The sequence below is a fragment of the Pseudomonas sp. A214 genome, from assembly GCF_900156295.1.
GTDB classification, from domain to species: Bacteria; Pseudomonadota; Gammaproteobacteria; order Pseudomonadales; family Pseudomonadaceae; genus Aquipseudomonas; species Aquipseudomonas rhizophila.
This window is the reverse complement of sequence record NZ_LT707062.1, coordinates 5,882,148-5,904,150: the sequence shown is the minus strand read 5'-3', so window position 1 is coordinate 5,904,150 and position 22,003 is coordinate 5,882,148. Positions and strand designations below refer to the sequence as shown.

The following is a 22,003-nucleotide window of genomic DNA, read 5'->3' as shown; positions in this document are numbered from 1 at the left end:
GCGAGCATCAAGCGGCTCATAGCGTCAGGTAACTGATCAGTCGGCTCAACAGGCCCAGGCCGATGGTGATGGCCAGTACCACCACCAGGAGCATCCACGGCCGGAAAGGCCGGCGCTCGACTCGGTGCTGGGACAGTTGCAGGTACTCTTCGACATGCTTCTGGTCTTCCGGGTTCAGGCGGCTGGTCATAAAGGCCTCGGCAGGTAGACGTTGCGAAAGGTATAGACGCTACAGCGTCTGGCTATCCGGCATTGAAAGCAGCGTAGCCGCTCGCCGGAACAGGTTCGACACTCAAGCTGTCGTCCAGGCGAATGATTCCACTTTTTAACACCCGGGCGGTGATTCCGCCATGGCCGCGCACGGCCTGGAACGTCCCTTCGCCGAGGTTGCGCTCCAGTCGCGCGCACGGCTGGCACCAGCCGGTGGTTTCGAAGATGGCCTGGCCGATGCGGAAGCGCCGGCCCTTGAGGCTGAACAGATTGATACCGCTGACCACCAGGTTGCGTCGCAGCTCTTGCGGCAACACCGGCTGATCCACCGGGCGGCCCATCAGCGAACCGATCACGGCCAGGTGTTCCCACTGAATCAAGGTGACTTGCCGGGCATTGCGCACGCCGGGACGGGCATGATCGCCCGTCAGGCCGGCCTCCAGGCGTGCCTCCACGGCGTCGAGCTCAATCATGGGTGCATGGCCCTCGGGGCGCACGCCTATCCAGCGTACGCGGCCTTGCTGGGGCACGGCGGCAATCAGTTCCTGCAGTGGGCTCACAGGCTGATCCCGACATCGAACACGATGCTGCGCCCCAGATTGCTGCGCAGGAAATCCGGCGCATCGGGATGGGCGAACAGCACCCGGGCAAACGTCGGCCCCACCAGCGACAGCGAGCGCCAACCCTGGCGCAGGTATTCGGTCGGCGGCGGGAAATGGCTGTTGAGGTCCAGCACTTCACGCTTGAGGCTGGCGAAGGCGATGATGTCCAGCTCCCCCAGATCCATGCCGCGTTCGGTGTAGTTGTGGGCTTTCTTGCGCAGGGTCGGGGCCAGGCGCAGCAGGAATTCATTGGCCGGGATGCGTCGGGGCTTGGCTTCGCGGCGCACCAGTTGGCTCAGGGAGAAAGCGCTACGGCGGCGCTGCAGCTCGTCGCGCCATTCGTCATTGAGGCGACGGCCTTCGTCGAGGACAAAAAACACCTCGAAGTTGGCATCGCGAAACAATACGTCCGGCGGCTCTCCCGCAGGGGCGAACTCATCAGCGCGATAGGGCACGTTCAGCCCTTGCAGCAGACGCTGGCAGACCCAACGCTCACGCTCCCATTTGCGGGCATTGGACAGAAAAGCGTTGGCTTGCTCGGCCGCGATGGTCAGCAGGCGTAAATAATCGGAATCATCCATGAGCCCAAGCTTAGCGTTCAATTGCGACAAGCTGGAAGCGTTGCATTGATTTATGGCCGGTTAAGGGTGGGGTGTAGACTGCTGGCTTGAATCCTGAGGTGATCATGGAGTCTTTGATGCAAGGACAAGCCAGAGGAGTAGCGCCATGATCGGTGCCGAACTGCTGTCTGCGCAGACGTTGACGGTCGGCTGGCTGATTTATGTACCGGTGCTGGCCTGGGCCGTAGCACGGGCGCCATGGGTGGAGCTGTTCACCGACAGCCGTCGCCAGCACTTGCTGTTCGGCACGGTCCTGGCCGTGTTCATGTTGTGGCTGGTGCGACGGGATTTCGATACCGGCGTCTCGTATCACTTCATCGGCATGACCGCCGTGACACTGCTGCTGGACTGGCCGCTGGCGATTCTCGGCGGCCTTTGCGCCCAGCTTGCCCTGGTGCTGCTGGGACGCCAGGACATGGCGGCGGTGGGTATCAACGGTGCGTTGCTGATTTTGCTGCCGGTGCTGGTCACCGAGTGCTGCGCGATCCTGGTGGAACGCGCCCAACCGCGCAATCTGTTCGTGTACATCTTCTGTTCGGGATTTCTCGCCGCCGCGCTTTCGGCGTTGTTGTGCCTGCTGGTGGGGCTTGGCCTGCTGTGGTACGACGGGGTGTTCGCCATGCCTTACTGGCTGGAAGATTTCATCGGCTACCTCTGGCTGATCATCTTTCCCGAGGCGTTTATCAACGGCATGGTGGTCAGTGCGTTGGTGGTGTTCAGCCCCGAATGGCTGGAGACTTTTAACCGTACGCGCTATCTGTCGGCCCCCTGGAAGGATGACGACAAGCCTTGATTCACATCAAGGCTGAGCAGCCGGGTGCGCTTCATGCTCTGGAAAAATTCCAGGAGCACAACCATGAGTGTTTATGAGTGGGCGAGACAAGAGATCAGGCGCAGCCAGGACGCGGCAGTGGAAATCGGCTTCGACCCGGGCCTTAGCCTGCGGGCCTTGCTCAGTGCGATCGTGCAGCAGAGCAAGGCGGTGCGCAGTGCTGAAGACCTGGCCGATGAACTGAGTTTCCTGGCGGAGAATCTCGACGATGAACAGGACTACGGTTTCATGCGGCCTTAAAGCGACAACGCGGTGGGGAAACTCATGGCTCCCTAGTGGCGAGGCTCGAACTCTTCGCTGAACAGGTCGTCCTCGGCATCGGGGCTGACCGGGATCTTGTGTTCTTCCGACGCCCAGGCGCCCAGGTCGATCAGTTTGCAGCGGTCGGAGCAGAAGGGCCGGAAGGTGTTTTCCGGGCTCCATTCCACAGGGGCGCCACAGGTTGGGCAATCAACGGTTGGGGTTTGGCTCATGACTGGCCTCCACGCAAAGTAAGGTAAAAGTGATGCAGGCGCTCGACCTCGCTGTGCAGCCAGGCGAGGTCGCGGTCATTGACCACCACGTCGTCGGCATGGCTCAAGCGATCCTGACGGCTGGACTGGGCCTTGAGGATCGCCTGGACCTGTTGCTCGCTGGTCTTGTCGCGCTGCAAGGTGCGTTCGATCTGTAGTTGTTCCGGCACATCGATCACCAGGATCCGCTGGGTCATGGCGTACTGGCCGGACTCGATCAACAGCGGCGACACCAGAATCGCATAGGGTGATTGTGCCTGGGCCAGATGATGAGCGATTTCCTCGGCGATCAACGGATGCAGCAGCGCCTCGAGCCAGCGGCGTTGCTCGGCATCTTCGAAAATCAGTTGGCGCAGGGCCGCTCGGTCCAGTGTGCCGTCGGCCTGCAATACGCCGGGGCCAAAATGTTCGGCGATCTTGGCCAGCGCCGGGCGTCCGGGTTCGACCACCCAGCGCGCCGCGTGATCGGCGTCGACGACGTGTACGCCCAGGTCGATAAAGTGCTGGGCCGCCGCGCTTTTGCCGCTGCCGATACCGCCAGTCAGGCCGAGAATCCAGGGTTTTTCTGCGGGGCTATTCATTAAAATCGACATTAGGAACCGACAGACTGCCAATAGAAGTCGGTTATTTGACCACCCCAGAGCAAGGCAATCCAGCCGGCAATGGCCAGATAGGGCCCGAAGGGGATTTGCGTCGATGTCGGTGCATCACGCAGGCGCAACACAATGACCCCGATAATGGCGCCCACCAGCGATGACAACAGCAACGTCAGTGGCAGGATCTGCCAGCCGCCCCAGGCGCCCAGCATCGCCAGCAGCTTGAAATCCCCGTAGCCCATGCCTTCCTTGCCAGTGATCAATTTGAACACCCAGAACACCGACCACAGCGCCAGATAGCCGGCCACGGCGCCCCACATCGCCTGATTCAAGGGGACGAACAAGCCGAAGCTGTTGACGATCAAGCCCAGCCACAACAATGGCAGCACCAGGGTGTCGGGCAACAATTGGTGCTCGGCATCGATCAGGCTCATGCCCAGTAGGCCCCAGGTCAGCACCATCACCATTGCGGCCTGCCAGCCAAAGCCGAAATACCAGGCGACGAACGCCGACAGGATGCCGCAGGCCAGTTCGGTCAGGGGATAGCGCCGGCCGATGGGCGCGGCACAACTGGAGCAACGACCGCGCAATGCCAGGTAACTCAATAGCGGAATGTTTTCCCAGGCCCGGATGCGGTGGCCGCAGTGCGGGCACTGGGAATGCGGCAGCATCAGGTTGTAGACCGGGCCAGGGGCTTCGGCGGGCAGGCCCAGCAAGTCATGGGCTTGCAGCCGCCATTCGCGCGAGAGCATCTTGGGCAGGCGCCACACCAGGACGTTGAGGAAACTGCCGATGATCAGTCCGAGCAGTAAAGCGGCGAGCACAAAGGCCAGGGGATACAGCGCGAAAAATTCGGTCAGGGGCATGTCAGATCGCAGAGCCGAGTTGAAAGATGGGCAGGTACATGGCAACCACCAGGCCGCCGACGACCACCCCCAGGACCACCATGATGAACGGTTCCATCAGGCTGGTGAGATTGTCCACCAGATTGTCCACCTCGGCTTCATAAAAGCTCGCCACTTTGTCGAGCATGTCGTCCAGCGCGCCGGACTCCTCGCCGATGGCGGTCATCTGGATCGCCATGTTCGGGAATATGCCTGAAGCACGCATGGAAAAATTCAATTGCATGCCGGTCGAGACATCCTGCCGGATGCGTTGTACCGCGCGTTTGAACACCACGTTACCGGTGGCGCCTGATACCGAGTCCAGGGCTTCCACCAGCGGCACGCCGGCCGCGAATGTCGTGGACAGGGTCCGGGCGTAGCGGGCCACGGCGGATTTGTACATCAGGGTGCCGATCAGCGGCAGTTTGAGCAGCCATTTATCGCGCCAGTCACGCAAGCCCTGGGAGCGCTTGAGTGCATGTTTGACACCGAAGAACGCCGCCACCGCGCCGCCCAGCAGCATCCACCACCACTGCTGCATGAACTCCGACAGGCCGATGACCATCACCGTGAAGGCCGGCAGTTGGGCGCCGAACCCGGAGAATACCGATTCGAACTGCGGCACCACCTTGACCAGCAGAATACCCGTGACCACGGCGGCGACGAGCACCACAGCGGCCGGGTAGGTCATGGCCTTCTTGATCTTGGCCTTGAGGGCTTCGCTTTTTTCCTTGTAGGTCGCGACGCGCTCCAGCAGCGTATCCAGGGCGCCGGCCTGTTCACCGGCGTCCACCAGGTTGCAGTACAGTTCGTCGAAGTATTGCGGGCTCTTGCGCAACGACGCGGCGAAGCTGTTGCCGGCGGCGACTTCCTGTTTCACCTCGTCCACCAGCTTGCGCATGTTGGCGTTGTCGAAGCCTTCGCCAATGATGTCGAACGCCTGCAACAAGGGCACGCCGGCCTTGAGCATGGTCGCCATCTGACGAGTGAACAAGGCGATATCCAATGGCTTGATACGCTTGCCCTTGCTGAATATCGAGGTGGACTTCTTGCGAACCTTGCCTGGGTTGATGCCTTGTTTACGCAACTGGGCCTTGACCAGGGCCGGGCTCTGCCCAGTCAGCTCGCCGGTCATTTTCGTGCCTTTGCGGTCTTTGCCTTCCCACGTGTAAACGTCGGTTTTTATTGCCTTGACCGCCATGCTCAATCCTTGGTGACCCGGTTGATTTCTTCGAGGCTGGTGATGCCTTGCATCACTTTGAGCAGTCCCGAGGCGCGCAGGTCATTAAAACCGTCCTTGCGCATTTGCAGGTCGATTTCCAACGAGTTGCCCTCGGCCATGATCAGCCGTTGCAGCTCGGGCGTATTCCTGACCACTTCGTAAACCCCCACGCGCCCCTTGTAGCCGTTGTTGCACTGTTCGCAACCGACCGGCTCATAGATCGTGAACGAGCCGATGCGTTCCCGGGGGAAGCCTTCCTTGAGCAGGGTTTCTTCGGGAATCTCGATGGCCCTTTTGCAATGCGGGCACAGCTTGCGCGCCAGTCGCTGGGCGATGATCAGGTGGACCGCCGTGGCGATGTTGAAGCCGGGAATGCCCATGTTGTGCAGGCGGATCAGGGTTTCGGCGGCGCTGTTGGTGTGCAGGGTGGAGAGCACCATGTGTCCGGTCTGGGCGGCCTTGATGGCGATTTCGGCGGTTTCCAGGTCGCGGATCTCGCCCACCATGATCACGTCCGGGTCCTGGCGCAGGAACGAGCGCAGGGCCTGGGCGAAATCCAGACCCTGGCGCGGATTCACGTTGACCTGGTTGATGCCTTCCATGTTGATTTCCACCGGATCCTCAGCGGTGGAAATATTGATGTCCACAGTGTTGAGGATATTGAGCCCGGTATAGAGCGACACGGTTTTGCCAGAGCCGGTGGGCCCGGTCACCAGAATCAACCCTTGTGGTTGTTTGAGCGCCGCCATGTACAGCTCTTTCTGGTCCGGCTCGTAGCCCAGGGCATCGATACCCATCTGCGCGCTGGAGGGGTCGAGGATCCGGATCACCACTTTTTCACCCCAGAGCGTCGGCAGGGTGTTGACCCGGAAGTCGATGGACTTGTTTTTCGACAGGCGCATTTTCAGGCGCCCGTCCTGGGGTTTGCGCCGCTCGGAAATATCAAGGCTGGCCATGACCTTCAGGCGCGCGGCGATGCGGGTGGCCAACTGGATCGGCGGGCGGGCCACCTCTCGCAGCATGCCGTCGGTACGCACCCGCACCCGGTAGATTTTTTCATAGGGTTCAAAGTGCAGGTCGGAGGAGCCGCCCTTGATCGCGTCCAGCAGCATCTTGTTGACGAACCGCACCACCGGCGCATCGTCGGTGTCCTGGCCGGCGATGGAGTCTTGCTTGTGATCATCGATCGACTCGATGTCCAGGCCGTCGAGGTCGACATCGCCCATGCCTTCCAGGCCGGTGCTGGTGGATTCGAAAAACTTTTCGATGGCGTCGCTGAGCTTGTCGTCCTCCACCAGAATGGCTTCGGTGGTCAAGCCGGTGCTGAACTGAATGTCATTGATGGCCTGGTGATTGGTGGGGTCGGAGATGCCCACGAACAGCTTGTTGCCACGCCGCCACAGCGGCAGGGCGTGGTGCTGGCGCACCAGTTTTTCGCTGACAAGGCCGGTGGGTTGGGTTTCCTTGTCCAGGCTGTTGAGGTCCAGCAGGGCCACGCCGAAATGCTCCGAGGCAATTTCCGCCACCTGGCGACTCTGGACCAGTTTGTTCTGCACCAGGTAACTGACCAGGGGCATGCGACTGCTTTGGGCTTGTTGGTACGCCTGCTGCGCACTTTGCTCGGTGATCAGTTCGGCCAGCACCAATTGCTTGGCCAGACCGCTTAAGGCGATGTCATTCATGGGAATCCCGACGCGGACAGTTCATGACTTATAGCCTAGTCAAGCATCCAGACCAAACCAGCGGGGGCGCAGTGACAAAAAACGTCAGATAGTGCGCTTGTTGGGGTAGGACATAGGGGCGCTGCGGGTCGAAGTCCCTTGCCAGCGGGCGCGACAGGGTTGGCACATGCCATGCAATGGCCTCCTCAGGTCATGAGACTCCACCTCATGCTTTGGAGATTATCTATGAATAAGCAAAACGGTTTTACCTTGATCGAGTTGCTGATCGTTGTAGCGATCATCGGCATCCTGGCGACGTTTGCGTTGCCGCAGTATTCCAAGTATCAAGCGCGGGCGAAAGCTACGGCGGGGCTGGCGGAAGTCTCCGCGTTGAAGGTGCCGTTCGAGGACGTCATGAACCAGGGAACCAACCCGACGTTAGCCAACATCGGCGGAACATCGCCCACCAGCAATTGCACCCTGACCGCTTCAGGTACTGCAGCGGACGGAACCGGAACCATTGCATGCACCCTGCTGAATGCGCCAGCTCCCGTTCTCGGCAAGGCAATCACCCTTTCCCGTTCAGCAGCCGGTGTCTGGACCTGCGCTTCGACGGCCGTCCAGGAATTCTTGCCCGCCGGTTGCACGGGGGCCGCTGCACCCTGATTTTGGGTCTGGTTGAGCCGGTGGCGAGGGGCTTTTCCCCTTGCCCAGGAAAACCTCAACAATTCATAAACTTAGGGAGCGCCGAAAAAGCCGCAACTTGCATGTCCCAAATCAGCAGGCCATGCATTTTGCATGATTGTGAAAATTTCCGTTTCGCTTAACTGGTTGATTTTAAAAGAATTAATTAATTCGTGAAAACTGGCACAGCCTTCGCACTACTCCTGATAACCCTGCCGGGAAACACCTCCGGCAGTTTTTGAGAAAAACAGGAGTTACTCGTATGAAGAAGTTCGCTATCACTGCCGCAGCTGCCACCGCCCTGACTCTGACCATGGCTAGCGCTTTCGCCGAGACCACTCAAGCAACTCAGGCTCCGATGATGCTGGCTGCTGGTGAAGTGACAGAAGCCAAAGAAGACGTTTCTGATACCTGGATCACCACCAAGGTCAAAGCCGATCTGGTCACTGAAAAAGGCATCCCAGGTTCCGATATCAAGGTAGAAACCAATAAAGGCGTAGTGTCGCTGTCGTCGACTACTGTCCTGACCGACGCGCAAAAAGACACCGCCGTGGCGATTACCAAGAAAATCAAAGGCGTCCGAGACGTTTCGGCTGACGGCCTGAAATCCGAGTAAGACTCAAGGCTTCTCGCCTGGACTGGGAGAAGGCACGGCAAGCGGGCTGAGACATACGTTTGCCGTTGCTTTGGAGTTCATGCGAAGGCCACACGGAAGTGGCCATTACAGGCCCCCAGCATTCGTGCCGGGGGCCTGTTCTATTGCGCAATGGAAAAGTATTCAGGGACCCATCTGGGAAATCGACTGGCCGATTTCGCGAGCAGGCTCGCTCCCACAGTGGACGAGCTTCTTCGGCAAGATGCGTTCGAATGTGGGAGCGAGCCTGCTCGCGATTGGCGGCGGCACATCCCACGCCATCTCAACTGAATGACAGAACCGCTCAGCGCCCCCGCTTGCTGGTGATCTGCACCAACCGATTCCCCTCGAAACGCAGGTACTGGTACATGCCACTGTTGGGGCCGTAGGTCCATTCTTCCACCGGGTATTCTTCCCGGCGATTGACGCTGCGTTTGTAGCCCAGGTCATCCCGCGCCGCGGGTTGCCCGCATTTTTGCAGGACTTCGCTGGAGCGGTCACCGACGCTGATCAACTGGCTGCCACAGCGCAATGTATCGGCTGCCGACGTCTGGCCGCTGGCGAGCAGCAAGATCAGGCTAAGCCCGTACAGACGTTTCATCTTATTCGGCATCCAGATGCATGGGGGTGATCACGCGCCCGTCGCTTTCGGCCTGACCGAGGCTGGCGTCGATGAAATACACACGGTCATCAGCCAATTGCCCTTTGTCCACCAGGAAATCCTTGATGCTGCTGGCGCGCTCCTGTCCCAGCTGGCGCAACAGCACTTCGTTGCCACTCCAGAACGAGATCACGCCTTCGCGCAGTTTTTCCGTGCGCGCCTTTTTATCCAGTTGCGTCCATTCGACCGGTGGCTGGGTCTTGAGGCGGGTGCGATAGATGCCTTCGAGCAGCGGTGCCTTTTCATCCTCGGGCACCTCCAGCAGCGAGGCCTTGGCAGGGACTTTGTCGCCTCTGCGCTGCAGCATCTTGTAGTAGTTGTACTGGTATTCGCGTTCCAGACGCTGGGCGGCGAGCAGCGGACCGTCGCTGCTTTGGGCGGCGGTGCCTTCGATCTCCAGGCGCAACTCCGGACGTTTACCGAGGGCTTCGGACAACTTGAGCAGCGTTCCTTCGTTGTCCGGGTTCAGTTCGCTTGAGCCCGGGGCGAATGACACGCTGCCCAAGTCTTGCGAGGCACCCCCGGCCACCAGCCCACCGATGAGTTTGAATGGCGCCTGGGCCGCCCGTACCACCAGGTTGCGCAGGGTTTGCCAGACAATCGGCATCACGCTGAATTGCGGGTCATTGAGGTCGCCGGAAACCGGCAGCTCGATGGAAATCCTGCCTTCGGAGTCCTTCAGCAGCGCGACGGCCAGCTTGAGCGGCAGGCTCACGGCGTCCGGGCTGTCGACCTTTTCCCCCAGCTGCAGCTGCTCGACCACCACTTTGTTGTCGGCCTGTAACTTGCCTTTGGTGATCCGGTAATGCAGGTCGAGGTTGAGTCGGCCCTTGCGGATGCGATAGCCGGCGAATTTGCCGGAATAGGGCGTCAGGGTCGTCAGCTCGACCCGTTTGAAACTGGTGGCGATGTCGAGGCTGGCCATCGGGTCGAAGGGGTTGAGCGCCCCTTTGATGGTGACAGGCGCGTAGCGGTCGACCTTGCCGTTGATGTCCACGGTGGCCGGCTTGGCCTGGCGGCTGTCGATGGTGCCGATCTGGCCGTTGAGCTGCTGGATGGCCGTGGCGAAGTTCGGCGTCAGGCTGAAGTCGGCGAAGTTGGCCGAGCCATCGTTGATGGCAATGCCGCCGACGTGGATGCCCAGCGGTTTCTCCTGGGATGCCGGTTTTGCCGGGCTGTTGTTCGTACCACTGTCGGCCGGTTGCGGGATCAGCAGGTCATCGACGTTGGTGGTGCGGTCTGGGTTGATCATGAATCGCGCGTAAGGCTGGTACAGGTTGACCTTGTCGATCGACAGGCTGTCGCCGTGCTGATAGTTGAGCCCTTCGAGCACCAACTGTTTCCACTTGATGAAGTCCCGGGTCCTGAGGGTATCGAGGGTGTGCAGTTGATCGACCTGGGCGCGACCGGTGACGGCGAATGCCAGCGGCTCGGTGCTCTTGAGGTCCACCGCCAGGTCGCTGCCGAGCATCCCGGAGCGCAGTTCCAGGCGAATGAACGGGTTGATGTAGGCCTGGGCGACCCGCAGGTCGATGTCCTGGGTCTTGACCTTGAGCCGGGCGGTGATCGGGTTCAGGTTGACCTCGCCGTCAGCCAGGATCTTGCCCTGTTTGCCTATCCCGGTATCCAGCTTGAGGGTAAAGGGTGAGCCGTTGAGGGTGTCGTAGTTCTGCAGGTCGAGGTTCAGCGGGCCGACCTCCAGGGCCACCGCCGGCTGCGCCTGACGGTCGGCCAGGTGCACCTGGTAATTGCGCAGTTGCACGTCCTTCAACAGCACCTGCCAGGGCTTGCTCGGTGCCTGGGGGGCAGGCTCGGGCGAATCGGCGGCTGCCGGGGCCGACGCCGGTTCGACCTTGACCTGCGGTTTGGCCGGCTGACTGGCGAAGAGTTTTTGCCAGTCCAGTTGCCCATCCGCCTCGCGCGCGGCCCAGGTTTCCAGCTTCTGGCTGCGGATCTTGCCGACGATGACTTGTTGCTTGGCCAGGTCGACGGTTGTATCACTCACATCCAGGCGTTCGAGCTTCGCCAATGGACGGCCATCCGGCGCCTTGATGGAGAAGGGGGCCACGCTGACGGCCACGTTGTTGAGCAGCAGTTCGGTGCCCTTGGCCAGGTTGAGCTTGTAGTCGGTACTCAGGTTCAGCACGCCGTTTTCCAGCACCAGCGGTACCGCGTCGCGTACGTAGGGCCACCAGACTTTCATCTGGCCGTCGGTGACTTTGATCTTGCCCTCGGAGGCGATCGGCGTGAGGCTGAAGTTGCCGGTCCAGTCGACCCGGCCGCCTTGAGGGCTGACGGCCACCAGGGTCATGTCGGCGTTGTCATCGGGCAGTGTGCTGAGGTTCTTGAGCTCGAAATCAAGGGTGTCGTACAGAAACTCGATGGGCTCGCTGGGACGCAGGTCCTGAAAATGCAGGTAACCGCCGGCCAGTTTGATCCGGTCGATTCGCAGGGGAAACGGCTTGGCGTCGGGGTCGGCCGGGGTGGGTTCGCTGGCCGGCAGCTTGAACAGGCCCAACAGGTTCAACTGACCGTCCTTGGCGAACATGATCTCGGTCTTGGGCTTGTCCAGCTCGATATCGGTCAGGTGCAGGGCGCCGGACCAGAGGCTGTCGAGCTGCAGGTTGGTGTACAGCCGTTCGAAGGCGACCTGCTCCTTGCCCGGTTCGCCGACATTCAGGCCCCAAAGCGTGACTTCGAGGCTGAAGGGATTGAGCTCGATACGCTGAATCTGGGCTGGCACCGTTGCATGGTCGGCCAGTTGTTGATTGGCGATCCGCAAGGCGACACCGGGTAATATCAGAAAACCCAGCAGGCTGTAGAGGGCCAGTACGGTCAACAGGGCGCCGAAAGCGCGAATCAATCCTTTGGGCATGTGCGGCTTCATCTGGTGTGAATTCGGAGTGCCTTGGAGTATGGCATGCGTTTACGGTTCCGAAGCCACTGTGATTTATCAGATTTGTCCGTTTTCGGCGTAGGAGTTGAACCGCTGGTTCAGAGCTGAAGGATCAACGTCTTGAGTGGCGGCTGCTGGTCCCGCGAGGGGAAATCGCTGCCGGGTGTCAGTATTTTCCATTCGCGCACCGGGCGGCCGGCCTTTTCCGCGCAGCGCAGCACCTGCTCGCGCCAGTCGTCCATGGAGACTTTTGCCAGGTTGTTGCAACAGATCAGCACGCCATTTTCAGCGGTGGTGAGCAGCGCCGGCTTGAGCAGGCTCTGGTAATCGCGCAAGAGGTCGACAGTGCCGAACGCGCTCTTGGCCCAGGCGGGCGGGTCGAGCAACACCAGGTCGTACTGGCGTTGCTCCAGGCGCACATAACCTGGCAGCTTCTGCCCGCGTCGCTGACTGATGGGCAGGCCGGCCAGTTGGCGGATGGCCGGGAAGTAATCCGATTGCACGAAATCCATGGGCGGCAGATCAGGGTTGAGCAAACCGTTCTCGCGCCCCACCGCCAGGTTGCCTTCGGCAAAGTCCAGGTTGCACACCTCGCGCGCGCCACCGGCCGCGGCGCTCAGGCCGACGCCGCAGGTGTAGGCGAACAGGTTCAGCACGCTTTTGTGACGGCTGTGTTCCTTGACCCAGCCCCGGGCGTTGCGCAGGTCGAGAAACAGCAATGGATCCTGCCCGGCATGGCGCCCGCGCACGCGGTAGTTCAGGCCCCATTCACGGCCGACAAGGTCTTGCAGGGCGGCTTCGTCAGCCTGGTAAACGGTGTCCTGGCGGTCGACGCGCGAATTGCCCCGGGCGCGATCGTTGTAGACCAGCAGGGTGTCCAGGCCCAGGCACTCGTTGACGATACCGTGCAATTGCAGCAAGGCATCGCGTTCCAGTGACTGATGGAAACTTTGCACCAGCAATTGCGGGCCGTAGCGGTCGACCGTCAGGCCAGGGGCGCCTTCCTGGCTGCCATGGAACAAGCGATAGCAATCGGTGCCTTGCTGGTGCAATTGGCCGAGCAGGTCCTGGCGCTGATCGAGGGCGGCGCGCAGCGCCTGATTCAAGGAAGACATGCCGGGCGCGCCTTAAGGAAATGAGGCGCGGGAGTTTAGCAGTTTCTGTGGCGAGGGGATTTGTGGGAGCAAGCTGTGCTCCCACAGTCCAGCGACGCAAGGACTCGATGCCTCAGGGGAACCGAGTCATTCGCTCAGCGATTAAGGCGCTTGTCGATCAGCCCCTCCACCACGCTTGGATCGGCCAGGGTCGAGGTATCACCGAGGCTGTCGAGCTCGTTGCAGGCAATCTTGCGCAGGATGCGCCGCATGATCTTGCCCGAGCGGGTCTTGGGCAGTGCCGGCGCCCACTGGATCAGTTCCGGTTTGGCGAAGCTGCCGATCTCCTTGCTGACGTGGTCCAGCAATTCCTTTTTCAACGCGTCGTTGGCCTCGATTCCGTCCATCGGCGTGACGAAAGCGTAGATGCCCTGGCCTTTGAGGTCGTGGGGGTAACCGACCACTGCCGCTTCGGCGATGTTGTCGTGCAGCACCAAGGCACTTTCTATTTCGGCAGTGCCGATGCGGTGACCGGAGACGTTGATCACATCGTCGATGCGCCCGGTGATCCAGTAATCGCCATCTTCGTCTCGACGGGCGCCGTCGCCGGTGAAGTAATAGCCGGGGTAGGGCTTGAAATAGGTGTCGACCATGCGGGAGTGGTCGCCATAAACGCTGCGAATCTGCCCCGGCCAGCTCGCCTTGATCGCCAGCACACCGCTGCCGGCGCCATGGATTTCCTTGCCGGTTTCATCCAGCAACACCGGTTGCACGCCAAACATCGGTCGGGTGGCGCAGCCCGGCTTGAGCCGCGGCGCACTCACCAGCGGGCTGAGCATGATGCCGCCGGTCTCGGTCTGCCACCAGGTGTCGACAATCGGGCAGCGCTGTTCGCCGACCACGTTGAAGTACCATTCCCACGCTTCCGGGTTGATCGGCTCACCGACGCTGCCGAGCAATCGCAGGCTTTTGCGCGACGTTTCCTGCAACGGTCCGGCACCTTCGCGCATCAGCGCTCGCAGGGCCGTCGGCGCGGTGTAGAAAATATTGACTTGATGTTTGTCGATCACCTGCCAGAAGCGCGAACTGCTGGGGTAGCTCGGTACGCCTTCGAAGATCAGCGTGGTGGCGCCGTTGGCCAGCGGGCCGTAGACGATGTAACTGTGACCGGTGACCCAACCGACGTCGGCGGTGCACCAGAACACTTCGTTGTCGCGGTAATCGAGCACGTACTTGAACGTCATCGCCGCTTGCAGCAGATAACCACCTGTGGTGTGCAGTACGCCCTTGGGCTTGCCGGTGCTGCCGGAGGTGTAGAGGATGAACAGCGGGTCCTCGGCGTCCATCGGTTCCGGCGGGCAATCGTCGCTCATGTCGTGCATGGCCTGGTGGTACCACAGGTCGCGGCCTTCGACCCAGGCCACTTCGCCCTGGGTGCGCTCGACCACCAGCACGGTGCTGACGTTCGGGCAACTTTCCAGGGCCTTATCGACGTTGCGTTTGAGCGGTATGAATCGTCCGCCGCGCACGCCTTCGTCGGCTGTGATCACGGTGCGGCAATCGGCGTCGAGAATCCGGTCGCGCAGCGAGTCCGGTGAAAAACCGCCGAACACCACCGAATGCACCGCGCCAATCCGTGTGCAGGCAAGCATGGCGTAGGCCGCTTCAGGGATCATCGGCATGTAGATGCAGACCCGATCGCCTTTCTTCACGCCGCGGCTTTTCAGCACGTTGGCCAGGCGGCAAACATGGTGATGAAGTTTTTTGTAGGTGATTTCTGCCGATTCGGCGGGGTTGTCGCCTTCCCAGATGATCGCCGTCTGGTCGCCACGTGTCTCCAGGTGGCGGTCGATGCAGTTGGCGCTGACGTTCAGCTTGCCCCCGGCGAACCAGGTGGCGTCGCCGATCTTGAGGTCATAGCGCTGGACGGTTTGCCAAGGCGTCATCCAGTCGAGAAAGCGCGTGGCCTGCTCGCCCCAGAAAGCGCTGGGATGTTCGATGGATTCTTTGTAGAGCCGCGTGTACTCGTCCTGACTCAGTTGCGCAGCCCGGCGGACGGCATCGGCTTGGGGGTACTGGCTGATATCGAACATGACGGTTCCTTATTCTTGTTTTTGCGACAAGTCATAAAGATGCGCCGAGTAGCCGGAGGGTTCAAGTCATGTACAAATCAACTGTGGGAGCGAGCCTGCTCGCGATGGCGCTGTGTCAGTCAACATCTGTGTCAACTGATCCACCGCCATCGCGAGCAGGCTCGCTCCCACAAAGGTAACGCGGGCCTTGATAACTACTTGAGGATCAGCCGCGATGACGCCCGCGGAAGTAGTTGATCAAACCCTGGGTCGAAGGGTCTTCGGCCGCGCTTTCTTCGCTGCCCACCAGACGGTTGTAGACGCCCTTGCCCAATTCCTTGCCCAGCTCCACGCCCCATTGGTCGAAAGCGTTGATGCCCCAGACCACGCTTTGCACGAACACTTTATGTTCATACAGCGCTACCAATGCGCCAAGGCGACGTGGGCTGATGCGTTCGACCACCAAGGTGTTGCTCGGACGGTTGCCCGGGATCACCTTGTGGGAGGCCAGTTTCTGCACGTCTTCTTCGCTCGCACCTTTGTCACGCAGTTCCGCTTCGGCTTCGGCGCGGGTCTTGCCCAGCATCAGTGCCTGGCTCTGGGACAGGCAGTTGGCGTACAGCCACTGGTGGTGATCGGAAACCGGGTTGAAGCTGACGATCGGCACGATGAAGTCTGCCGGGATCAATTGGGTGCCCTGGTGCAGCAACTGGTGGTAGGCGTGCTGACCATTGCAACCGACGCCGCCCCAGATCACAGGACCTGTGTCGGTAGACACCGGAGTGCCGTCCTGGCGCACACTCTTGCCGTTGGATTCCATGTCCAGTTGCTGCAAGTGCTTGGTGATGTTGCGCAGGTAGTGGTCGTACGGCAGGATCGCGTGGCTTTGCGCGCCCCAGAAGTTGCCGTACCACACGCCCAGCAGCGCCAGCAGTACCGGCATGTTCTGTTCGAACGGCGCGCTCTGGAAATGCTGGTCCATGGAATAGGCGCCGGAGAGCAATTCCTTGAAGTTCGACATGCCGATGGCCAGGGCGATCGGCAAGCCGATGGCCGACCACAGCGAGTAGCGCCCGCCGACCCAATCCCACATCGGGAAGATGTTTTCTTCGCGGATGCCGAAGGCCACGGCGGCGGCGTTATTGCTCGATACGGCGATGAAGTGGCGGTACAGCTCGGCTTCGGAACCGCCCTGGGCCAGGTACCAGGCACGGGCAGCCTGGGCGTTCTTCAGGGTTTCGAGGGTGTTGAAGGATTTCGACGAGACGATGAACAGCGTGGTCTCGGCGCGCAACTTCATGGTCAGTTCATGGAACTCGCTGCCGTCGATGTTCGCCAGGTAGTGACAGCGCACGCCTTTTTGCGCGTAAGACAGCAGCGCTTCGGAGACCAGTTCCGGGCCGAGGAAAGAGCCACCGATGCCGATGTTCACCACGTCGGTAATCGGTTTCTCGGTGTAGCCGCGCCACAGGCCGTCATGGATGCGCCCCACCAGATCAGTGATCTGGTTCAACACCTTGTGTACGTCGGGCATGACGTCGGTGCCGTTCACCAGCAGTTTATCGCCCACAGGGCGGCGCAGCGCGGTATGCAGGGCCGGGCGGCTCTCGGAGGCATTGACGATTTCGCCTTCGAACAGCGCCTTGATCGCGCCCTTGAGGTCGACTTCATTGGCCAGGCACACCAGCAGGTCACGGGTCTGGGCGTTGATCAGGTTCTTTGAGTAGTCGAGAAACAGGCCGCAGCTCGACAGAGTGAATTGATTGAAACGCTGCGGATCGGCATGGAACGCTTCGCGCATGCTGAAATCCTGCATGGCTTTGCGGTGGTCATTCAGCGCTTGCCAGGCAGGCAGAGCGGTCACGTCGTGAGGGGTTCGGTAATACGCCATCGCTGCGGGTTTCCTTTTTACTTGAACGACCTTTTGTACACTAAAAATTCCGGCATGGCCTCTGGGGGCGTCCGGACAACTGTGTCGACACGATCTATGGGCACAGGGCGACTACAGTAAACCTCGCGTTGCGATCTGTCTTGGCTTTGTCAGACCGTTTCCCGGTACTTTTTTATACAACAGGGGCGGGATTGGTCCGACAGACGGAAGCGCGGCGATGTTCCCTGGCACAAAGTCCCTATTCTGGGGAATGCCCGCTGTGGGAGCTAAGCGTGCTCCCCAAGCTTGCACACCGAGGGAGCGGCACAGGGTTCGGTCAGGCGACCTGAACCGGGATGGCATTGCTGGTGTGGCTCAGTTCGTTGCCCGGGGCCATGTACAGCATGCGGGGCTTGAAGTTGGCCAGTTCGGCTTCGCTGTAATGGGCGTAGGCGCAGATGATCACCCGGTCACCCACCTTGGCCTTGTGCGCCGCAGCGCCGTTGACCGAAATCATTCGCGAGCCTTCTTCGCCACGGATCGCATAGGTGGTGAAGCGTTCACCGTTGTCGACGTTGTAGATCTGGATCTGTTCGTATTCGCGGATACCCGACAGGTCCAGCCACTCACCATCAATGGCGCAGGAGCCTTCGTAGTCGAGCACGGCGTGAGTGACTTCGGCGCGGTGCAGCTTGGCCTTGAGCATGATGGCGTGCATGAATGTTTCCTCTGGTCGGGTCCGAACGGCGGGCAGTTTGCCCGAAGGCTCTGGAGGCAGCAATACACAAGAGATGTGAGAATGCAGTCTGTAAAACACCGTCTATCCCTTGTGGAAGCGAAGGCTGTGGGAGCAAAGCTTGCTCGCGATGACGCCGTCAAATTCAACACATATGTCGACTTTTAGACTGCTATCGCGAGCAAGCCTGGCTCCCACAAGGCCCCCATTGGGCTAGGGTGTTCAGGCGAGTGCGTCGAGGTCCAGGTGCAGGTTATCGATCAACCGGGTGGTGCCCAGGAAAGCGGCAACCAGAATCACCAGATCACGATCCTCGGCCGTGGCCGGACGCAAGGTACGGGCGTGGCGGACTTCCAGATAATCAGGACGCAAGCCGGCAGTTTCCAGTTGCTTGACCTGCTCGGCCACCAGCACCGGGAAATCCCGCCGCCCCAGCCTGATCGCCTCGGCAATCTGGCTCAGGCTGCGATAGACCACGGGTGCCACCGCGCGTTGTTCAGGGCTGAGGAAGCCGTTGCGTGACGACAGCGCCAGGCCATCTTCGGCGCGAACGGTCGGCTCACCGATGATCTGAATCGGCATGTTCAGGTCATGGACCAGCGCGCGGATCACCGCCAGTTGCTGGAAGTCCTTCTGGCCGAACACCGCAAGGTCAGGCTGGACCATGTTGAACAGTTTGCTGACCACCGTTGCCACGCCCTCGAAATGCCCCGGACGGCTGGCGCCGCACAGGCCTTCGGACAGTTGCGGGACACTGACCCGGGTCTGTCCGGCCATGCCGTCGGGGTACATTTCTTCGACGGTTGGAGCGAACAGCAGATGGCAGCCGGCCTGGAGCAGTTTTTCCTGATCGGCAGCCAAAGTGCGCGGGTATTTGTCCAGGTCTTCGCCGGCACCGAATTGCAGCGGGTTGACGAAAATGCTCGCCACCACGAAGTCGGCCCGCTGCGCCGCTTTGGTGATCAGCGCCATATGGCCGCTGTGCAGGTTGCCCATGGTCGGCACGAAAGCAATGCGTTTGCCTTCGCTGCGGGCGCGGGCCACGGCGGCCCGCAGTTCGCGTACGGTTTTGACGGTGTTCATGCAGAAAATCCGTGCTCGACGCCAGGGAAGGTCGCCGCTTTGACTTCGGCAACGTAGGCGCCCAGGGCGGCCTGGATGGTCGCTTGCCCGGCCATGAAGTTCTTCACGAACTTGGGTACGCGACCGGTGATCGACAAGCCGAGCATGTCATGCAGCACCAGTACCTGGCCGTCGGTGGCGCTGCCGGCGCCGATGCCGATGACCGGGATCTTCACCGCCTGGGTGATTTCCTCCGCCAGTTCGCTGGGCACGCATTCGAGCAGCAACATCGCGGCACCCGCCTGCTCCAGCGCGATCGCATCGGCGCGCATCTGACGGGCCTGGTTTTCATTGCGGCCCTGAACCTTGTAGCCACCGAGGATGTTCACCGCTTGGGGCGTCAAGCCCAGGTGTGCGCACACCGGGATGCCGCGTTCGGCCAGCAGGCGAATGGAATCGGCCAGCCACAACGCGCCTTCTACTTTCACCATGTGGGCGCCGGCCTGCATCAGCATGGCGCTGTTGGTCATGGTTTGTTCGAGGGTGGCGTAGGCCATGAATGGCAGGTCGGCAAGGATCAGTGCATCGGTGTTACCGCGTTTGACGGCGGCCACGTGATAGGCCATCTCGGCGGTGGTCACCGGCAGCGTGCTGTCGTGACCTTGCAGCACCATGCCGAGGGAATCGCCCACCAGCAGCACTTCGACACCGGCCTCATTGCAGGCGTGGGCGAAAGTTGCGTCATAGCAGGTCAGCATGGTGATTTTTTCACCTTTTTGCTTGAGACCTTGCAGCGTGGTCAGGGTAATAGCTGGCATGAAAAAGTCCTCATTAGGCGCCAGGGGATGTTCTCAATCGGTTTCCCTGACTGAGAACACCTCCTTGAACTACTGCGAGTAACGCGCATGATTCGTCATTTATACAGGCGCACCCTCTATGCGTGGTGCTTGTAAGGCCTGGATTGCGCCCTTTAGCGCCGCGTTGGCGGCGACGGGACGCCTATAGTCGTGAGGAGTACCCGGGAAGTCAATTGGATGTGTTACCGCCGGGTGTTACCGGGGTTACTGATGCGTTTCAGCGTGGGGGAGAGTCTCGAAAGTGACTGTAGGGTCCGAATCTTGTGGGAGTGAGCCTGCACGCGGTTGCGGTGTGTCAGTCGACATTTGCATTGGTTCAATCACCGCTGTCGCGAGCAGGCTCGCTTCCACAGGCTATCTACGTCAGTTGGAGGGCAAGCGTTCCAGGCCGACAAACGGACACACTGCAAGCAGGTCCTTGAGCAGGCGTCCATCGCTCAGGCGCAGGTCGGCGGGTGCCAGTTCTGCGAGGGGATAGAGTACGAAGGCCCGGGCATGCATGTGGTAGTGAGGGACTTTCAGGCGGGGCTCGTCGATCAGGCGATCGCCGAACAGGAGAATGTCCAGGTCCAGGGTGCGCGGACCCCAGCGCTCCAGGCGTTCGCGACCTTGCCCGGTTTCGATGGCTTGCAGCGCATCGAGCAGGTCCAGCGGCGCCAGGCGACTGTCCAGCGCCGCGACCGCATTGGTGTAGCGTGGCTGGCCGGGCAGCAGGGAGTCGCTCTGGTAGAACGCTGACACGCCCACCAGTTGCGTGTCGGGCAGTTGCGCCAGCGCCTGGACAGCGCTGCGCAATTGTTCGGCGGGCTCGGCGAGGTTACTGCCCATGCCGATGTAGATGCGCTCCATCGATTACTCGTCCGAAGCGCTCGGGACACCGGCACGTTTACGCTTGGCGCCGCTGCTGCGACGACGCTTGCGCGGGCCGCTGGCACCGTCGTCCTTACCACTGAGTTCGCGGATCATGTCGCGGCGCTCGCTGTCGTTGGCGTCCTGGTAGTCAGTCCACCATTCACCGAGGCCATCGGTTTGTTCGCCGGCGCTTTCACGCAGTAGCAGGAAGTCGTAGCCAGCCCGGAAACGCGGGTTGTCCAGCAGCAGGTCGGCACGTTTGCCGCTGCGCCGTGGCAGGCGTTCCTGCATGTCCCAGATTTCGCGGATCGGCATCGTGAAGCGTTTCGGAATCGCGATACGCTGGCACTGTTCGCTGATCAGCTCGTGGGCGGCTTCCTGCATGGCAGGGATCGGCGGCATGCCGCGCTCCTGCAGGCGCAGCACCCGGGCCGGGAGGGCAGGCCAGAGCAGTGCGGCAAACAGGAAGGCCGGGGTCACCGGTTTGTTCTGCTTGATGCGCAGATCGGTGTTGATCAACGCTTCGCTGATCAGGGTGTGGGTGTAGGTCGGGTTGTGCTCCAGCGCTTCGGCGCTGGCCGGGAACAGCGGGTCGAACAGTTGCAGGTCCACCAGCATTTCAAAGGTGTCCGCCGCGTTGCCCGACAGGAACAACTTGAGCACTTCCTCGAACAGACGGGCCGACGGGATTTCCCGCAGCATCGGCGCCAATTCGCGGATCGGCGTGGCGCTGTGTTTTTCGATGCCGAAATCCAGCTTGGCGGCGAAACGCACGGCTCGCAGCATGCGCACCGGGTCTTCCTGGTAACGCTGCTTGGGGTCGCCGATCAGGCGGATCAGGCGATTGCGGATGTCGTGTACGCCATTGGCGTAGTCGAGGATGCGTTCGCTGACCGGGTCGTAATACAGGGCGTTGATGGTGAAGTCGCGGCGTTGCGCGTCTTCTTCCAGCGTGCCGTAGACGTTATCGCGCAGGATGCGCCCGCTCTCGTTGCGCGAAGACTGGCTACTGTCTTCTTCTTCATCGTTTTGCGGGTGGTTGGCGCGAAATGTCGCCACTTCGATGATTTCGCGGCCGAAGTGGATGTGGACCAGCTTGAAGCGCCGGCCAATGATCCGTGCGTTGCGAAATTCGGCGCGGATCTGTTCCGGCGTGGCGCTGGTGGCGACGTCGAAATCCTTGGGCGTGATGTTGAGCAGCATGTCACGCACACATCCGCCCACCAGATAAGCCTGGTAGCCGGCGTTCTGCAGGCGTTCGACGATGTTCACCGCGTAACGGCTGAACTGGGCCTTTTGCAACGAATGCTGGCCACTGTTGAGCACTTCAGGCGTGCTGCGAATGTGTTGCGTACGACGCAAGGGAGAACGGAATGACTGGAACAGCTTCTTCAGCATGGGATGCACTGTTTGAAGGAATATTCGGCCAAAAACGAAGAGTGACCG

At 60.9% G+C, this 22,003-nt stretch carries 22 protein-coding genes; 4 read left to right on the top strand and 18 right to left on the bottom strand.

Annotation, left to right across the window (positions count from 1 at the left end; genetic code table 11):
- Positions 1-16: 16 nt before the first annotated feature.
- From BW979_RS26470 to BW979_RS26460, 3 genes are read right to left on the bottom strand one after another with little or no spacing between them, the layout of a single operon-like run.
- Positions 17-190: a DUF3094 family protein gene (locus BW979_RS26470; protein WP_076386361.1), complete on the bottom strand. Its 174-nt coding sequence runs from the start codon at positions 188-190 to the stop codon at positions 17-19.
- Positions 191-242: 52 nt separating this feature from the next.
- Positions 243-770 (bottom strand): MOSC domain-containing protein, encoded by a 528-nt coding sequence (locus BW979_RS26465; protein WP_076386359.1) that lies wholly within the window; start codon positions 768-770, stop codon positions 243-245.
- Positions 767-1,393 carry a DUF1780 domain-containing protein gene (locus BW979_RS26460; RefSeq protein WP_047229866.1) on the bottom strand — a complete coding sequence of 209 codons (627 nt, stop codon included), beginning with the start codon at positions 1,391-1,393 and terminating at the stop codon, positions 767-769. Before BW979_RS26460 ends, BW979_RS26465 begins: the two co-directional genes overlap by 4 nt.
- Positions 1,394-1,538: 145 nt before the next feature.
- Between BW979_RS26460 and BW979_RS26455 the strand changes: the two genes are divergently transcribed.
- A complete protein-coding gene (locus BW979_RS26455; protein WP_047229865.1) occupies positions 1,539-2,225 on the top strand; it encodes an energy-coupling factor ABC transporter permease in 687 nt (228 codons plus the stop codon).
- A gap of 63 nt (positions 2,226-2,288) precedes the next feature.
- A complete protein-coding gene (locus BW979_RS26450; protein ID WP_076386357.1) occupies positions 2,289-2,504 on the top strand; it encodes a hypothetical protein in 216 nt (71 codons plus the stop codon).
- Between the two features lie 32 nt (positions 2,505-2,536).
- Here the strand turns inward: BW979_RS26450 and yacG are convergent, their stop codons facing one another.
- From yacG to pilB, 5 genes are read right to left on the bottom strand one after another with little or no spacing between them, the layout of a single operon-like run.
- Complete coding sequence (yacG, locus tag BW979_RS26445) at positions 2,537-2,737, bottom strand: DNA gyrase inhibitor YacG (protein ID WP_047229863.1); 201 nt, start codon at positions 2,735-2,737, stop codon at positions 2,537-2,539.
- Positions 2,734-3,357 carry a dephospho-CoA kinase gene (gene coaE / locus BW979_RS26440; protein WP_047229862.1) on the bottom strand — a complete coding sequence of 208 codons (624 nt, stop codon included), beginning with the start codon at positions 3,355-3,357 and terminating at the stop codon, positions 2,734-2,736. The genes yacG and coaE overlap by 4 nt, the downstream gene beginning before the upstream one ends.
- A gap of 11 nt (positions 3,358-3,368) precedes the next feature.
- On the bottom strand, positions 3,369-4,238 hold the full coding sequence (locus tag BW979_RS26435; protein ID WP_076386356.1) for a prepilin peptidase: 870 nt from the start codon (positions 4,236-4,238) through the stop codon (positions 3,369-3,371).
- A 1-nt stretch (position 4,239) separates the two neighbouring features.
- A complete protein-coding gene (locus tag BW979_RS26430) occupies positions 4,240-5,457 on the bottom strand; it encodes a type II secretion system F family protein (RefSeq protein WP_076386354.1) in 1,218 nt (405 codons plus the stop codon).
- Between the two features lie 2 nt (positions 5,458-5,459).
- Positions 5,460-7,160 (bottom strand): type IV-A pilus assembly ATPase PilB, encoded by a 1,701-nt coding sequence (pilB, locus tag BW979_RS26425; protein ID WP_047229859.1) that lies wholly within the window; start codon positions 7,158-7,160, stop codon positions 5,460-5,462.
- A 225-nt stretch (positions 7,161-7,385) separates the two neighbouring features.
- Here pilB and BW979_RS26420 point away from each other — a divergent pair, with 225 nt between their 5' ends.
- Positions 7,386-7,805 carry a pilin gene (locus tag BW979_RS26420; protein WP_047229858.1) on the top strand — a complete coding sequence of 140 codons (420 nt, stop codon included), beginning with the start codon at positions 7,386-7,388 and terminating at the stop codon, positions 7,803-7,805.
- A 280-nt stretch (positions 7,806-8,085) separates the two neighbouring features.
- The gene (locus BW979_RS26415) at positions 8,086-8,439 is read left to right on the top strand and encodes a BON domain-containing protein (RefSeq protein WP_047229857.1); all 354 of its coding nucleotides are present in this window, start codon (positions 8,086-8,088) and stop codon (positions 8,437-8,439) included.
- 322 nt (positions 8,440-8,761) lie between these two features.
- On the opposite strand, the gene BW979_RS26410 is transcribed toward BW979_RS26415, so the two are convergent.
- From BW979_RS26410 to BW979_RS26365, 10 genes are all read right to left on the bottom strand, one after another.
- Positions 8,762-9,058 (bottom strand): DUF2845 domain-containing protein, encoded by a 297-nt coding sequence (locus BW979_RS26410; protein ID WP_047229856.1) that lies wholly within the window; start codon positions 9,056-9,058, stop codon positions 8,762-8,764.
- A gap of 1 nt (position 9,059) precedes the next feature.
- On the bottom strand, positions 9,060-11,993 hold the full coding sequence (locus tag BW979_RS26405) for a DUF748 domain-containing protein (protein ID WP_076386352.1): 2,934 nt from the start codon (positions 11,991-11,993) through the stop codon (positions 9,060-9,062).
- Between the two features lie 119 nt (positions 11,994-12,112).
- Positions 12,113-13,129, bottom strand: coding sequence for a class I SAM-dependent rRNA methyltransferase (locus BW979_RS26400; RefSeq protein ID WP_047229854.1), 1,017 nt, complete (start codon positions 13,127-13,129; stop codon positions 12,113-12,115).
- Positions 13,130-13,263: 134 nt separating this feature from the next.
- Positions 13,264-15,201, bottom strand: a complete 1,938-nt coding sequence (acs, locus tag BW979_RS26395; RefSeq protein WP_047229853.1) for an acetate--CoA ligase — start codon at positions 15,199-15,201, stop codon at positions 13,264-13,266.
- A gap of 205 nt (positions 15,202-15,406) precedes the next feature.
- A complete protein-coding gene (gene pgi, locus BW979_RS26390; protein WP_076386350.1) occupies positions 15,407-17,071 on the bottom strand; it encodes a glucose-6-phosphate isomerase in 1,665 nt (554 codons plus the stop codon).
- Positions 17,072-17,387: 316 nt separating this feature from the next.
- The gene (gene panD / locus BW979_RS26385) at positions 17,388-17,768 is read right to left on the bottom strand and encodes an aspartate 1-decarboxylase (RefSeq protein WP_047229851.1); all 381 of its coding nucleotides are present in this window, start codon (positions 17,766-17,768) and stop codon (positions 17,388-17,390) included.
- A gap of 240 nt (positions 17,769-18,008) precedes the next feature.
- Positions 18,009-18,869: a pantoate--beta-alanine ligase gene (gene panC / locus BW979_RS26380; RefSeq protein WP_047229850.1), complete on the bottom strand. Its 861-nt coding sequence runs from the start codon at positions 18,867-18,869 to the stop codon at positions 18,009-18,011.
- A complete protein-coding gene (gene panB, locus BW979_RS26375) occupies positions 18,866-19,666 on the bottom strand; it encodes a 3-methyl-2-oxobutanoate hydroxymethyltransferase (protein WP_047229849.1) in 801 nt (266 codons plus the stop codon). The genes panC and panB overlap by 4 nt, the downstream gene beginning before the upstream one ends.
- A 402-nt stretch (positions 19,667-20,068) precedes the next feature.
- Complete coding sequence (gene folK, locus BW979_RS26370; RefSeq protein WP_076386348.1) at positions 20,069-20,554, bottom strand: 2-amino-4-hydroxy-6-hydroxymethyldihydropteridine diphosphokinase; 486 nt, start codon at positions 20,552-20,554, stop codon at positions 20,069-20,071.
- A gap of 3 nt (positions 20,555-20,557) precedes the next feature.
- Positions 20,558-21,955: a polynucleotide adenylyltransferase PcnB gene (locus BW979_RS26365; RefSeq protein ID WP_047229847.1), complete on the bottom strand. Its 1,398-nt coding sequence runs from the start codon at positions 21,953-21,955 to the stop codon at positions 20,558-20,560.
- Positions 21,956-22,003 lie beyond the last annotated feature (48 nt).

What these genes read in the sequence shown, in the direction of transcription:
- acs (WP_047229853.1), bottom strand. Translation starts at nt 15,201, where the DNA reads ATGTTCGATATCAGCCAGTACCCCCAAGCCGATGCCGTCCGCCGGGCT.
- BW979_RS26415 (WP_047229857.1), top strand. Translation starts at nt 8,086, where the DNA reads ATGAAGAAGTTCGCTATCACTGCCGCAGCTGCCACCGCCCTGACTCTG.
- BW979_RS26460 (WP_047229866.1), bottom strand. Translation starts at nt 1,393, where the DNA reads ATGGATGATTCCGATTATTTACGCCTGCTGACCATCGCGGCCGAGCAA.
- pilB (WP_047229859.1), bottom strand. Translation starts at nt 7,160, where the DNA reads ATGAATGACATCGCCTTAAGCGGTCTGGCCAAGCAATTGGTGCTGGCC.
- BW979_RS26470 (WP_076386361.1), bottom strand. Translation starts at nt 190, where the DNA reads ATGACCAGCCGCCTGAACCCGGAAGACCAGAAGCATGTCGAAGAGTAC.
- BW979_RS26455 (WP_047229865.1), top strand. Translation starts at nt 1,539, where the DNA reads ATGATCGGTGCCGAACTGCTGTCTGCGCAGACGTTGACGGTCGGCTGG.
- BW979_RS26400 (WP_047229854.1), bottom strand. Translation starts at nt 13,129, where the DNA reads ATGTCTTCCTTGAATCAGGCGCTGCGCGCCGCCCTCGATCAGCGCCAG.
- BW979_RS26420 (WP_047229858.1), top strand. Translation starts at nt 7,386, where the DNA reads ATGAATAAGCAAAACGGTTTTACCTTGATCGAGTTGCTGATCGTTGTA.
- BW979_RS26435 (WP_076386356.1), bottom strand. Translation starts at nt 4,238, where the DNA reads ATGCCCCTGACCGAATTTTTCGCGCTGTATCCCCTGGCCTTTGTGCTC.
- folK (WP_076386348.1), bottom strand. Translation starts at nt 20,554, where the DNA reads ATGGAGCGCATCTACATCGGCATGGGCAGTAACCTCGCCGAGCCCGCC.
- yacG (WP_047229863.1), bottom strand. Translation starts at nt 2,737, where the DNA reads ATGAGCCAAACCCCAACCGTTGATTGCCCAACCTGTGGCGCCCCTGTG.
- panB (WP_047229849.1), bottom strand. Translation starts at nt 19,666, where the DNA reads ATGCCAGCTATTACCCTGACCACGCTGCAAGGTCTCAAGCAAAAAGGT.
- BW979_RS26405 (WP_076386352.1), bottom strand. Translation starts at nt 11,993, where the DNA reads ATGCCCAAAGGATTGATTCGCGCTTTCGGCGCCCTGTTGACCGTACTG.
- coaE (WP_047229862.1), bottom strand. Translation starts at nt 3,357, where the DNA reads ATGAATAGCCCCGCAGAAAAACCCTGGATTCTCGGCCTGACTGGCGGT.
- pgi (WP_076386350.1), bottom strand. Translation starts at nt 17,071, where the DNA reads ATGGCGTATTACCGAACCCCTCACGACGTGACCGCTCTGCCTGCCTGG.
- panC (WP_047229850.1), bottom strand. Translation starts at nt 18,869, where the DNA reads ATGAACACCGTCAAAACCGTACGCGAACTGCGGGCCGCCGTGGCCCGC.
- BW979_RS26410 (WP_047229856.1), bottom strand. Translation starts at nt 9,058, where the DNA reads ATGAAACGTCTGTACGGGCTTAGCCTGATCTTGCTGCTCGCCAGCGGC.
- panD (WP_047229851.1), bottom strand. Translation starts at nt 17,768, where the DNA reads ATGCACGCCATCATGCTCAAGGCCAAGCTGCACCGCGCCGAAGTCACT.
- BW979_RS26365 (WP_047229847.1), bottom strand. Translation starts at nt 21,955, where the DNA reads ATGCTGAAGAAGCTGTTCCAGTCATTCCGTTCTCCCTTGCGTCGTACG.
- BW979_RS26450 (WP_076386357.1), top strand. Translation starts at nt 2,289, where the DNA reads ATGAGTGTTTATGAGTGGGCGAGACAAGAGATCAGGCGCAGCCAGGAC.
- BW979_RS26430 (WP_076386354.1), bottom strand. Translation starts at nt 5,457, where the DNA reads ATGGCGGTCAAGGCAATAAAAACCGACGTTTACACGTGGGAAGGCAAA.